Consider the following 13629-nt stretch of genomic DNA (forward strand, 5'->3'; position numbering starts at 1 on the left):
AGAGTACGCCATCGCCGCCGTGGACCCCAAACCGGCCCGCCCTGGTCACCGGGGGCAGAGCTGATCGAGGCGCTGTTGGAGCCGGTCCAGCTCGGTCTCGTCGATCGACTCGACGTCGACGCCGAGGGCGGCGACCTCCGTGCCGAGGTCACTGAGCAGCGTCCTGAGCTGCGCGTCGGTGGCCTGTGCCCGCTGCTCCCGCAGCGCGGCCCGCCAGCCGGCCAGCGCCGCCTGCGCCCGGGTCCGGGCCGCGTCGGCCGTCACGGTGTCACCCGCGCCGACCGCGGCCACCATCCGGCCCAGCTCCTCGACATATTCCCGGACGGCGGTGGCCCCGGCCCGCCGCGCCCCGGCACAGACCTGGACGTCGCCGCCCACCACCTGACCGGCCGGGGTGGCGGTCGACCCCCCGGACCCGGTCGGGCCCGTGCCACCCGAGCGGTCGTCGGAACAGCCCGCTCCGGTCAGGAGTACGACCACCAGCAGGGTACGAGCGAGCAGGCGACGCATGTTCTTCTCCTGACCGGGCCCGACCGTTCCCGCGTCGGGGTGACCCGAGCGGCGAGGTCCCTCGCCCGTCACATTGCCGGGAAAGGGACCTCGTCAAACACCGGGCCGGTCAGCCGTCAGGGGCGGGTCCGTCGGCGGGCGCCACCCCGGCGGGAACGACGACGTCCGGTGCCACCCTCGGCGGCCTCCTCGTCGCCGTCGGCGTCGGCGAGAGCGTCCGGGTCGTCCGCCGCGGCCAGCCGGGCCGACTCACCCCGCTGGCTGTCGGACACCGCCGGGGCGGCCTCCGTCTCCGTCTCGTAGCGGGACAGGTCGTACCCCATGGTGTCCTGGTAGTCGGCGTCCGGTTCGGCGCGGTTGTCGGTGTCGACGACCTCGACCACGGCGCGCTCGGCCGGGGTGCTCTTGCGCGCCCGGCGGCGGGAGGACGGCGTGCCGTTCTCCGCGGCCGGGGCGGCCGGGGCGGCCGGTGCCGACGACGCGACGGCCTTGACCTTCTCCGCGGCCCCGCCGTTGCGCGGCTTCTCCGGCACCGGCTCGGTGTGGATGATGACGCCCCGGCCCTTGCAGCACTCGCAGGTCTCGCTGAACGCCTCCAGCAGGCCCGCGCCGATCCGCTTGCGGGTCATCTGCACCAGGCCGAGCGAGGTGATCTCGGTGACCTGGTGCTTGGTGCGGTCCCGACCCAGGCACTCGGTGAGCCGGCGCAGCACCAGCTCCCGGTTCGACTCGAGCACCATGTCGATGAAGTCGATCACCACGATGCCGCCGATGTCCCGCAGCCGGAGCTGGCGGACGATCTCCTCCGCCGCCTCCAGGTTGTTGCGGGTGACCGTCTCCTCCAGGTTGCCGCCGGAGCCGGTGTACTTGCCGGTGTTCACGTCGACGACCGTCATGGCCTCGGTCTTGTCGATCACCAGTGAACCGCCGGACGGCAGGAACACCTTGCGGTCCAGACCCTTGATGATCTGCTCGTCGATCCGGTACTCGGCGAACACGTCGTTCGTGCCGACGTGCCGGCGGACCCGGTCGACCAGGTCCGGGGAGACGTGCGACAGGTACGACTCGACCATGCCGTACGACTGCTCGCCCTCGATGACCAGCTCGCGGAAGTCCTCGTTGAACAGGTCCCGGACCACCCGGATGACCAGGTCGGGCTCCTCGTAGAGCAGCACCGGCGCGCCACCCTCGGCGGCCTTGGCCTGGATGTCCTCCCACTGCGCCTGCAACCGCTTGACGTCGCGGGCCAGCTCGTCCTCGCTGGCACCCTCGGCGGCCGTCCGGACGATCACGCCCGCGCCGTCCGGGACCAGCTTCTTGAGCACGTCCCGCAGCCGCTTGCGCTCGTTGTCCGGCAGCTTGCGGCTGATCCCGGAGGCGTTGCCGTTGGGCACGTAGACCAGGTGCCGACCGGAGAGCGCGATGTGGCTGGTCAGCCGTGCGCCCTTGTGCCCGATCGGGTCCTTGGTGACCTGGACCAGCACCGAGTCGCCGGAGCGCAGCGCCTGCTCGATCGAGCGGGCCCGCCCCTCCAGCCCGGAGCTGTCCCAGTTGACCTCACCGGCGTAGAGCACCGCGTTGCGGCCCCGACCGACGTCGACGAACGCCGCCTCCATGCTGGGCAGCACGTTCTGGACCTTGCCCAGGTAGACGTTGCCGGCCATCGTGCCGGAGGAGTTCCGGGTGACGTAGTGCTCGACCAGCACACCGTCCTCCAGGACGGCGATCTGGGTACGGTCACCGCGCTGCCGGACCGCCATCACCCGGTCCACCGCCTCCCGGCGGGCCAGGAACTCCGACTCGCTGAGGATCGGCGGCCGCGTACGCCGCTGCTCCCGGCCGTCCCGGCGACGCTGGCGCTTGGCCTCCAGCCGGGTCGAGCCGGACACGCCCTGGACCTCGTCGACCGTACGACGGGGTTCGCGGATCTTGACCACGGTCGGCACGCCGTCGTCGGCGGCCCCCTCGGTGTCACCCGCGCCCCGGCGACGACGGCGACGGCGACGGCGGGTCATCCCGTCCCCGCCCTCGGACTCCTCGTCCTCGTCGCCCTCGCCCTCGGACTCGGCCTCGGCGGTCTCCTCCTCGGCCTGCGCCGCCTCGTCGGACTCCTCGTCCTCGGCCTCGTCGGCACCACCCTTGCCTCGGCCCCGACCACGGCGACCACGGCGGCGGCGACGGCGTGCGGCAGCACTGTCCTCGTCGTCCTCGTCCGCCTCGGTGGCCTCGTCGGCCTCCTCGGTCGGCTCCTCCTCGGCCTCGACGGCCTCGATCGGCTCCACCGGCTCCGCGTCGCGGCGGCCGCGCCGCCGACGACGGGAGGGCTCGGCCTCGACGGCGGGCTCCTCGGCGACCGGCTCGGGCTCCGCCGGACGGGTCACCGGCACGGCATCCGGCTGGGGCGCCATGAACAGCACGGTGGGCGCGGAGAGCGCGGCGCGACGACGGCGGGTCTTCGGCGGCTCGGCCTCGATGACGTCGGCCGGCTCGATCGGCTCGTCGGTCACGTTCGCCACGGCGACACCGGGCGCGACATCGCCGAACGCCTGCTCGGCCGCGGCCGGCAGGGTCGGCGCCTCGCCCAGCTCGGCTTCGGCCTCGCGCAGATCGGACTCCGCCGGGTTGTCGGCGGCGGGCGCGTTGGCCGGGGCGGCCGCCTCGGGCTCGCCGGCAGCCGGCTCGGGCTCCGCGACAGCGGGCGGCTCCTCGACGGCCGGCTCCGCGACCACGGCGGGCTCGGGCTCCGCGACAGCGGGCGGCGTCGCCTTCTTGCGCCGGGTGCGGGTCACCTTGACCGGAGGAACGACCTCGGGCGACGCCAGCTCCGCGCTGGCCGCGACCAGCGGCTCCTCGGCGGTCGTCTCGACCGGCACGGCCTTGCGACGACGGCGGGGGGTCTTCGGGGCGACGTCCTGGTCACCGGAGATCGGCGCGAAGACCTCCGCCTGCGGTGACTCGACAGCGCCGACCCCACCGGTGGACGCCTCGACGGGCGCGTCGGCCTGCTCCGGCTGGTTCAACGGGGCGGCCCGACGCCGGGTGGTCCGCGCCCGGCGCGGCTTCGCGGCGGGCTCGGCGTTCTCGGCCGCGGTCTGCTCCGCGCCGGTGGCCTGCTCGGTGCCGGTGATGCTGTCGGTGCTGCTCTGCTCAGCGGTCTCCCCGGCCGGCTGTGAACCGGTCCGTTCGCCGCCCTCGGGCTCGTTCTCGAGCATGGACGTTCTCCAGTTCTGGCTGCCCCGGGCGCGGGTGAGCGCTGCCACGCAGGGTCGCCGCAAAAGTGTTTCCGCCGGGCGCGCGTGGTGCGCGACCGCCGAAGTCTGCCTGCAAGAGCGCTGACCGTCGGTCAGTGCCCAACGATGGCTGCCCCGCCGCGGTCCGCATCCAACGGATCCACGATCGCACCCTGCGCGGTCAGCGTGCCCTGAGCCAGCCGGGTCACCCTCGGCGAGACCGGCGGCTCCAGGTCGGCCACCACGCGGAGGCCGGAAAGGACGTCATCGGGCCGCACGGACGGAGTGACCTGCCGTACGACCAGTTCGAGTATCGCACACGGTACGGCCGGTACCCCGGAAGGCGTCTGCGTCGGGGCGAGGACATCGATAGACATGACCGCCGCGCGCGCGTCGAAGGTGCGTCGTCCCTGCTTGGTCATCCGCTCGACCAGCACCTCGTCGGCGGCGGTGAACGCGTCCACGGCGGCGCGCAGCGTCGCCGTGTCGACCTCGGGCAGCTCGATGCGCCAGTGCGACGCCTCGATACGGTCGGCCAGGCTGCCGCCCTCGGCGATCACCACCTCCAGCACGTCCAGGCCGGGCGAGAGCGCGGCGTCGAGCGCGGCGCGCAGCGCCTCCGGGTCGACCTGGGCCTGAAGGCCGATCTCCAGGTACTCCGCCTCACTGGCCACCCCGGTCGGAGCGGCGCTGGCGTAGGAGATCTTCGGGTGCGGGGTGAAGCCCTGGGAGAACGCGATCGGTACGGCGGCACGACGCAGCGCGCGCTCGAAGGCCCGGGCGAAGTCCCGGTGCGAGGTGAACCGCAGCGGCCCGCGCTTGGCGTACCGGATGCGGGCGCGCTGGACGACCGGCGCCTGCCCACCCTCCGGCTGGTTTTTCTTACTGATCGTCTCGCTCCTCGAAACTCAGCACCGCAACCCCCGGAACCGGGTCAGGAGGCGGGGGTCTTCAGGGGGGTGACCGGCGTCAGGGGAAGGAGCTTCTTGCCCGTCGGGCCGATCTGGATCTCCGTGTCCATGGAGGGACAGACGCCGCAGTCGAAGCATGGGGTCCACCGGCAGTCGTCCTGCTCGAACCCGCTGACCGAATCCTGCCAGTCCTGCCAGAGCCAGTCCTTGTCCAGCCCCGAGTCCAGGTGGTCCCAGGGCAGGACCTCCAGCTCGTCGCGCTGGCGGGTGGTGTACCAGTCGAGGTCCACCCCGAACGTGGGCAGCGTCTCGGCCGCCGCGTCCACCCAGCGCTGGTACGAGAAGTGCTCGCTCCACCCGTCGAACCGGCCGCCGTTCTCCCAGACCCGGCGGATCACCGCGCCGACCCGGCGGTCACCCCGGGAGAGCAGGCCCTCGATCAGCGACGGCTCGCCGTCGTGGTAGCGGAAGCCGATCGCCCGACCCAGCGAACGGTCCGCGTTGATGGCCTGCTTGAGCATCTTGAGCCGGCCGTCGATGACCTCCGGGCGCTCCATGGAGGCCCACTGGAACGGGGTGTGCGGCTTCGGCACGAACCCGCCGATGGAGACCGTGCAGCGGATGTCCTTGGAGCCGGTGGCGGCCCGACCGGCCCGGATCACCTCGTGGGCCATCTCCGCGATCTCGAGGACGTCCTCGTCGGTCTCGGTCGGCAGGCCGCACATGAAGTAGAGCTTCACCTGCCGCCAGCCGTTGCTGTACGCGGTGACGACCGTGCGGATCAGGTCTTCCTTCGACACCATCTTGTTGATGACCTTGCGGATCCGCTCCGACCCGCCCTCCGGGGCGAAGGTCAGACCGGTACGCCGCCCGTTGCGGGACAGCTCCTGCGCAAGGTCGATGTTGAAGGCGTCCACCCGGGTCGACGGCAGCGACAGCGACACGTTGGTGCCCTCGTACTGCTGGGCGAGGCCCGAGCACATGTCGCCGATCTCGGAGTGGTCGGCGGAGGAGAGCGACAGCAGGCCCACCTCGGAGAAACCGGAGAACTCCAGACCCTCGCGGACCATCTGCCCCACGGTGGTGATCGACCGTTCCCGCACCGGGCGGGTGATCATGCCGGCCTGGCAGAAGCGGCAGCCCCGGGTGCAGCCCCGGAAGATCTCCACGGCGTACCGCTCGTGCACCGTCTCGGCGAGCGGCACGAGGGGCTTCTTCGGGTACGGCCACGCGTCCAGGTCCATCGTCGTGCGCTTGTGCACCCGGAACGGCACGTCCGCCCGGTTCGGCACGACCCGCTGGATCCGCCCGTCCGGGAGGTAGTCGACGTCGTAGAAGCGCGGCACGTAGACGCTCTCGGTACGGGCCAGCCGCAGCAGCAGCTCGTCGCGGCCACCCGGGGAGCCCTCACCCTTCCACTCCCGGACGATCGCGGTGATCTCCAGGACGGCCTCCTCGCCGTCGCCGAGCACCGCGGCGTCGATGAAGTCGGCGATCGGCTCCGGGTTGAACGCGGCGTGCCCGCCGGCCACGATCACCGGGTCGGCGTCGGTGCGGTCGGCGGCCAGCAGCGGCATGCCGGCCAGGTCGATCGCCGTGAGCATGTTGGTGTAACCCAGCTCGGTGGAGAAGGAGATGCCGAACACGTCGAACTCACGCACCGGCCGGTGGGCGTCGACGGTGAACTGCGGCACGCCGTGCGTGCGCATCAGGTTCTCCAGGTCGGGCCAGACCGCGTACGTCCGCTCGGCGAGGGTGTCGGGCAGCTCGTTGAGCACCTCGTAGAGGATCTGCACGCCCTGGTTGGGCAGGCCCACCTCGTACGCGTCGGGATACATCAGCGCCCAGCGCACCGTCGCCGCGTCCCAGTCCTTGACGACCGCGCCCAGCTCACCGCCGACGTACTGGATCGGCTTGGAGATCTGCGGGAGCAACGGCTCGAGGCGGGGCCAGACCGAATTGGTCGCGGTTGCGCGCGGTGTCGTGGACGGGGCACTCATGATGCCCAAGGGTACGCGCCCGCCCGGAGGTGACCGCGCGCACGCCACGATGCCGGTCGACCGGCCGCCTGAGGGCCCGCGCCCGGTGCCCGGGCGGCGGCGGTGGCGGCACGGTACTAACCTCGGACCGGCGCGAGAGGAGATTGCCGCGATGCCGGAGCCCCAGCCGGGAGCACGGCCGGCCGACGGGCGCACCCCTGGCCCGGAACCGGACGAGGCTCCGGCGGTCGCCGACGAGTCGACCTCCCCACCCGTACCCCCGGACCAGCCTGATGCCCCCGACCAGCCGGAAGCCTCGGCCGGCCGGAGCGCGACGGCCGCGGCGGACCAGACGACGCCCGAGCCGGCGGCCACGCCGGAACCGACGGCGTCCGAGCCCGAAGCAGCGCCGGACCCGACGGCGCCCGAGCCGGCGGCAGCGCCGGACCCGACGGTAAAGGAGCCGGCGGCCGAGCCCGCGCCTCGGTGGAGCGGGTCCGCGCCGGTTCCGCCTCCGCTGCCGCGTCGGCGTGCCTGGGGCGAGTCGGCCGAGCCGACCCCGCCGCCGCCGTTGCCGGAGCAGCCGCCCGAGCACCGCACCCCGGTCGACCCGTGGGCCGGGGTGGACACCGGCGGCTGGGACCTGCCGTCCGCCGAACTGCCTCCGCTGCCGCCGACGCTGGACTACCCGGTCCCGCCGGTCACCCGGCAGTGGCCGGGGCCGCCGATCGGCACCCATCCCGTCTCGCCGCCGCCGGTCGGGACGCACCCCGTCTCACCGCCGCCCCACCACCGACCCGCCGCATACCCGCCACCGCCGGCCCACCTGCCGCCGGTCGCCTACCCGCCACCGCACGCGCGACCTGCCCCACCGCCTCCACCCGCCGCCGGCCGGCCCGCCGCGCCGGTCCGGCCGGCGCCGCCGGTTCCGGTGCCGAAACAGCGCCGGGGGCGGGGTCCGGCCATGCCGCCGCCGGGCGGGGAGGCCCCCAAGGGGTACCCGCCCCCACGACCACGCCGCCGTCGGCGTCGCTGGCCGTGGCTGCTGCTGCTCACCCTGGCCTGCTGCTGCGGCTGCCCCGCCTACTACGGCCTGCCGATCTCGGCCCAGTACCCGGCCCGCGCCGCGCTGCCCGAGCAGGTCGCCGACCTGAGCCTGCGGCAGGACGACAGCAGCTCCGAGGCGGCCAAGCAGCTGGAGAAAGAGGTACGCCAGGAGCACCTGCTGGCCGAGGACACCTTCGCGGGCGTCTACCGGACGGCGGACGGCAAGCAGGTGACGGTCTTCGGCGGCACCGGCTTCCGGCTGACCCCCGAGGCGGACGCGGACGAGGAGATCACGCGGCTCGGTGAGCGCTACGCGCTGGAGGCCCCCGAGACGGTGCAGACCGGCGTACGGGGTCGGCACGAGCGCTGCGCGATCGGCCGGCCGGCCGGCGGTGACGTGGTGGTGTGCACCTCGGTGGACCACGGCAGCATCGCCACCGGGGTGTTCACCCGGCTCTCCCTCGCCGACAGCGCGACGTTGCTGGACACCCTGCGCACGCAGATCGTCCAGCCCAAGCAGGGCTGAGCGGCATCCGGTGAGCGTGATGCCTGTGAGTCATATTTATGACGCACAGGCATCAAGCTGTCGAGAGCGAACGCCTCCCCGCGGGACGCGCGGGTCCGGTTGCGGCCCGACGCAGGTGCCCGGGTCAGGCCTCGGCGGCCGGGTCGGTGTCGGCGCGCTTCGGGGCGTAGCGGGGGACGTACTCCTGGCCGGTGAGCTTCTGGATCTCGCTCATCACCTCGTCGGTCATCTGCCGCAGCGAGGTGCGATCGTCCGGACGGCCGGTGAAGTCCAGGGGCTTCCCGAACCTCACGGTGATCTTGGCGGTGCCGGGACGGGGTACCCGTGCCCCGATCGGCTGGGCCTTGTCGGTGCCGATCGTGCCCACCGGGATGATCGGCACACCGGCGGCGACCGCCAGCCGGGCCGCACCCGTCCGGCCCCGGTAGAGCTTGCCGTCCGGGGAGCGGGTGCCCTCCGGATAGACCACCACCAGGTCACCGCCGCGCAACGCCGGGATGGCGGCGTCGAACGCGGACAGCGCGGCACGTCCACCGGCCCGTTCGACCGGGATGGCGCCCAGACCGGTGAGGACGAACTTCGAGAACGCGCCCTTCGCCCCGGTGCCGGTGAAGTACTCCGACTTGGCCCAGAACGCCAGGTGCCGGGGCACTACCGTGCCGAGGAACAGCTCGTCCGCCACCGAGAGGTGGTTGCCGGCGAAGATGGCGCCACCGGTCTCCGGCACGTGTTCCAGACCCTCCACGGTCGGGCGGAACGCCAACCGCAGCGCGGGCGCCACGGTGAGCTTGCCGATGGTGTAGAGCAGGGGCACTGGTCCTCCGGCAGATGAGGTGCGAGCAGGCGGTGTCACGGTAGCGGACGCCTCCACACCCCGCCGACGGAGGTGGGAGGCGTCCGCGTACGTGTTCTACGACCGACGGACGGTGACCGTCACCCGCTCGCCCTCGCCCACCTCACCGGCGAAACCGTCGAGGCCCTCGGCGAAGTCGACCGAGTCGGCCAGCACCTCACCCGACACGAACTCCCGGTACGCGGCCACCGCGGCGCGCACCTCCTCGGACGCCGACACCGACACCACGATCCGGTCCGAGACGTCCAGGTCGGCGTCGCGGCGGGCCTGCTGCACCACCCGCACCACGTCGCGGGCCAGGCCCTCGGCGGCCAGCTCCGGGGTGACCTCGGTGTCGAGCACCACCACGCCCTCGCCACCGGGCAGCGGCGCGGAGTGCTCGGCGTCGGCGGCCACGAGACGGAGCTCGTACTCGCCCTCGGCCAGGGTGATGCCGGCGGCCACCGGTGCGCCGTCGACGAGCTCCCAGTCGCCGGCCTTGACCGCCTTGATCACCTGCTGGACCTGCTTGCCGACGCGCGGGCCGAGCGCCCGGGGCACCACGGTCAACACCTGCTCGCAGTACGCGGCCAGTTCGGCGCTGAACTCCACCGCCTTCACGTTGACCTCGTCGGCGATCAGGTCGGCGAACGGGCGCAGTTGCTCCGCCGCCGGGGACGCCACGGTCAACGTCGACAGCGGCAGCCGTACCCGCAGCCCCTTGGCCTTGCGCAACGACAGCGCCGCCGAGGCGACCGCCCGTACGTTGTCCATCGCCGCGACCAGGTCGTGGTCGGCGGGGAACTCCTCGGCGGACGGCCAGTCGGTCAGGTGCACCGACCGCTCGCCCGTCAGGCCGCGCCAGATCTCCTCGGCCGTCAGCGGCGCGAGCGGCGCCACCACCCGGCAGAGCGTCTCCAGCACCGTCGACAGGGTGTCGAAGGCGTTGGCGTCCCCGGACCAGAACCGGTCCCGGGAACGGCGCACGTACCAGTTGGTGAGCGCGTCCAGGTAGGACCGGACGGTGGCGCACGCGCCGGAGATGTCGTACGCGTCCATCTGTGCGCCGACCGTCGACACCAGTTCGTTGGTTTTCGCCAGGATGTACCGGTCCAGCAGGTGCGTCGAATCCGTCCGACGCCGCGCGGTGTGCCCGTCGGCGTTGGCGTAGAGCGAGAAGAAGTACCAGACGTTCCACAACGGCAGCAGCACCTGGCGTACGGCGTCGCGGATCAGCGTCTCGGTGACCGCCATGTCGCCGCCGCGCAGCACCGGCGAGGACATCAGCATCCAGCGCATCGCGTCCGAGCCGTACGACTCGAAGACGTGGTAGACGTCCGGGTAGTTGCGCAGGCTCTTGGACATCTTGCGCCCGTCCGAGCCGAGCAGGATGCCGTGGCTCAGGCAGTTGCGGAACGCCGGCCGGTCGAACAGCGCGGTGGCCAGCACGTGCATCGTGTAGAACCAGCCGCGGGTCTGCCCGATGTACTCGACGATGAAGTCACCCGGGTAGTGGTGCTCGAACCAGTCCGCGTTCTCGAACGGGTAGTGCACCTGGGCGAACGGCATCGACCCGGACTCGAACCAGCAGTCCAGCACCTCCGGCACCCGACGCATCATCGACTGACCGCTCGGGTCGTCCGGGTTGGGGCGGACCAGGTCGTCCACCGCCGGCCGGTGCAGGTCGCTCAGGCGTACCCCGAAGTCGCGCTCGATGTCCGCCAGCGATCCGTAGACGTCCAGGCGCGGGTAGTTCGGGTCGTCGGACTTCCACACCGGGATCGGCGAGCCCCAGAACCGGTTCCGGCTGATCGACCAGTCCCGGGCGTTGGCCAGCCACTTGCCGAACGAGCCGTCCTTGATGTGCCCGGGCGTCCAGTTGATCTCCTGGTTCAGCTCGACCATCCGGTCCCGGAACTTCGTCACGGCGACGAACCACGAGGACACCGCCTTGTAGACCAGCGGGGTGTCGCAGCGCCAGCAGTGCGGGTACGAGTGGGTGTAGGTGTCCTGCCGCAGCACCACCCCCCGCTCCTTCAGCTCCCGGATCACCGGCTTGTTGACGTCGAAGACCTGCTCACCCTGGTACGGCGGGACCAGCGCGGTGAACCGGGTGTGGTCGTCCACGGTGACGATGGTGGGGATGCCGGCGGCGTTGCAGACGTTCTGGTCGTCCTCACCGAACGCCGGGGCGAGGTGCACGATCCCGGTGCCGTCCTCGGTGGTGACGAACTCCGCCCCGAGCACCTGGTACGCGTTGTCGCCCGCCTGCTCGACGAGGAAGTCGAACAGCGGCGTGTAGCGGCGTCCGACCAGGTCCCGGCCGTACACCGTGCCGACCTGCTCGAACCCGTCCAGCTCCTTGGCGTACGCGCCGAGCCGCGCCGCGCCCACCACGTACCGCTCCCCGTCCCGGTCGAGCACCGCGTACTCGATGTCGGGGCCGACGGCGAGCGCCAGGTTCGAGGGCAGGGTCCACGGCGTGGTGGTCCAGACGCCCAGCTTGACCGGCCCGCGCAGCAGCTCCGGGGCGGACTCGTCGGCGGTCAGCCCGAACCACACGGTCAGCGTGGGGTCGTGCCGGTCCCGGTAGACGTCGTCCATCCGGGTCTCGGTGTTCGACAGCGGCGTCTCGCAGCGCCAGCAGTACGCCAGCACCCGGAAACCCTCGTAGATCAGGCCCTTGTCGTGCAGGGTCTTGAAGGCCCACATGACGCTTTCCATGTAGTCCAGGTCGAGCGTCTTGTAGTCGTTGGTGAAGTCGACCCAGCGGGCCTGCCGGTTGATGTACCGCTCCCAGTCCTGGGTGAACTCCAGCACCGACGTGCGGCAGGCCTCGTTGAACCGGGCCACGCCCAGGTCGATGATCTCGGCCTTGCTGGTGATGCCGAGCTGCTTCTCGGCCACCACCTCGGCGGGCAGACCGTGGCAGTCCCAGCCGAAGCGCCGCTCCACGTGCCGGCCACGCATGGTCTGGTAGCGCGGCACCACGTCCTTGACGTACCCGGTGAACAGGTGGCCGTAGTGCGGCAGGCCGTTGGCGAACGGCGGGCCGTCGTAGAAGACGTACTCGTTCTTGCCGTCGGTCCCGGCGGGACGGGCTTCGACGCTGGCCTCGAAGGTCTTGTCGGCCGTCCAGTGCTCCAGCACCCGGCGCTCGACCGCGGGCAGGTCCGGGCTCGCCGGGACACCGGCGGCGGTCGGGTCGTGCAACGGATAGGCCATCGGGGGTCGCTCTCCTCAGCAGCTCACGCAACGTGGGTCTGCGAGGACGAACCGTCCGGGGTACGCCTGAAAACGACGTTCCCCGGGTGGCCCGCGGTACCACCCCGCTTGGCGGTCAGGATCGACCGCCCGCTCATTGGCCGGCTGTGACGGGCCGGACCCGTCCGGTTCTACTGGGCCGGTCACCCGGCTGTTCTTCCGGAGGCTCACCGGTGATGGCCGGGTCATCGCCTTACGGTGCACAACGATACTCGACCCGCCCCCGGGTCCGCCGCCGAGTAATCCCCCGCGCCGCCCTAGGCTGGTCGGGTGATCCGGATCGAGCTGGACGAGCCGACGCTGGCCCGCACCCGGATCGCCATCAGCCCGATCTGGGAAGTTCTGACCAGTCTGTACGTGCTGCATCGGAACCCAGGTGAGGCGCCCTGGCCGTACACCGCCTGGGCTCGGCACGCACGGAGGGTGCTCGACGAGCTGCCGACGACCGCACCGGTCCGCATACTGACCATCGGCTCCCGTGCGCCGGACTTCCTCAGTCCGGTCCCCACGTCCGCCGCGCCTACCCTGGCCGACCAGCTCGCCGAGCTGCGCGCCACGCCCGCAGAGGTGATCGCCGAGCAGATCCCCCGCTATCACCGCCCGGACGACCTGCCGGGATGGTTGAGTCCGTTCGTCACGGACCGGCAGGCCGCCCTCGACCGACTCGCCGACGGCATCCAGGCGTACTGGGATGCAGCCATCGCCCCCTGGTGGCCGGCGATGCGATCGGCGCTGGACGAGGAGGTGCTGCACCGGGCCCGGGCACTCGCCGCGGACGGGCCGGACGCGCTGCTGGCCGACCTGCACGAACGGGTGCGCTGGGACAAGCCGGTGCTGACGCTGAAGAAGCCGCTGGAGCAGCACTTCGAGGCCGTCGACCAGCGGCTGCTGCTGGTTCCGCTGATCTTCTCCCGAGGAGCGCTGAACTGCTCCACCGATCATCCGGATATCGTCGCCGTCTCCTACCAGGCACGCGGGGCGGTACTGCTCGCCGAGGGCACGCCTGCGCCGGGGCACCGGACCGCCCCGGCAACCGACCGGCTGGCCGTTCTGGTGGGGCGGGGGCGCGCCCAGGTGCTGCGGGCGCTGACCCGTCCGGCCACCACCGCCGGCCTCGCGGCCACCCTCGGCCTGGCCCCCAGCACCGTCTCGGAGCAGCTCTCCGCGCTGCTCAGCGCCGGCGTGGTGCACCGCCGTCGGGTCGGCCGGCGCGTGCTGTACGGCCTGGAACCGGCCGGCGTGGCGCTGGTGCAGCTCGTCGGCGACGAGCCGGCGACCGCCTCCGCCTGAGCATTCGGTCCGATCCGAATTCGTTTCCCACCCGTACCGG

At 72.3% G+C, this 13629-nt stretch carries 8 protein-coding genes; 2 read left to right on the forward strand and 6 right to left on the reverse strand.

The window, feature by feature from the left end:
• Positions 1-45 precede the first annotated feature (45 nt).
• The 4 genes from ACN269_RS13145 to ACN269_RS13160 form a co-directional block, all read right to left on the reverse strand.
• Positions 46-510: a hypothetical protein gene (locus ACN269_RS13145; protein ID WP_421472719.1), complete on the reverse strand. Its 465-nt coding sequence runs from the start codon at positions 508-510 to the stop codon at positions 46-48.
• 116 nt (positions 511-626) lie between these two features.
• Positions 627-3722 carry an Rne/Rng family ribonuclease gene (locus ACN269_RS13150; RefSeq protein WP_421472720.1) on the reverse strand — a complete coding sequence of 1032 codons (3096 nt, stop codon included), beginning with the start codon at positions 3720-3722 and terminating at the stop codon, positions 627-629.
• Positions 3723-3853: 131 nt separating this feature from the next.
• Positions 3854-4573, reverse strand: a complete 720-nt coding sequence (locus ACN269_RS13155; RefSeq protein ID WP_421476313.1) for a TIGR03936 family radical SAM-associated protein — start codon at positions 4571-4573, stop codon at positions 3854-3856.
• A 101-nt stretch (positions 4574-4674) separates the two neighbouring features.
• On the reverse strand, positions 4675-6651 hold the full coding sequence (locus ACN269_RS13160; RefSeq protein WP_421472721.1) for a TIGR03960 family B12-binding radical SAM protein: 1977 nt from the start codon (positions 6649-6651) through the stop codon (positions 4675-4677).
• Positions 6652-6802: 151 nt separating this feature from the next.
• Between ACN269_RS13160 and ACN269_RS13165 the strand changes: the two genes are divergently transcribed.
• Positions 6803-8203 (forward strand): hypothetical protein, encoded by a 1401-nt coding sequence (locus tag ACN269_RS13165; RefSeq protein ID WP_421472722.1) that lies wholly within the window; start codon positions 6803-6805, stop codon positions 8201-8203.
• Positions 8204-8327: 124 nt separating this feature from the next.
• Here ACN269_RS13165 and ACN269_RS13170 read toward each other — a convergent pair whose 3' ends face one another.
• Both ACN269_RS13170 and ileS read right to left on the reverse strand, forming a co-directional pair.
• Complete coding sequence (locus ACN269_RS13170; RefSeq protein WP_421472723.1) at positions 8328-9017, reverse strand: lysophospholipid acyltransferase family protein; 690 nt, start codon at positions 9015-9017, stop codon at positions 8328-8330.
• 96 nt (positions 9018-9113) lie between these two features.
• Positions 9114-12260 (reverse strand): isoleucine--tRNA ligase, encoded by a 3147-nt coding sequence (gene ileS, locus ACN269_RS13175; protein ID WP_421472724.1) that lies wholly within the window; start codon positions 12258-12260, stop codon positions 9114-9116.
• Between the two features lie 309 nt (positions 12261-12569).
• On the opposite strand from ileS, the gene ACN269_RS13180 reads away from it, so the two are divergent.
• Positions 12570-13589, forward strand: a complete 1020-nt coding sequence (locus tag ACN269_RS13180; protein ID WP_421472725.1) for an ArsR family transcriptional regulator — start codon at positions 12570-12572, stop codon at positions 13587-13589.
• The last annotated feature ends 40 nt before the right edge of the window (positions 13590-13629 follow it).

The organism is Micromonospora sp. WMMD736 (genome assembly GCF_049179015.1).
Classification (GTDB): Bacteria; Actinomycetota; Actinomycetes; order Mycobacteriales; family Micromonosporaceae; genus Micromonospora.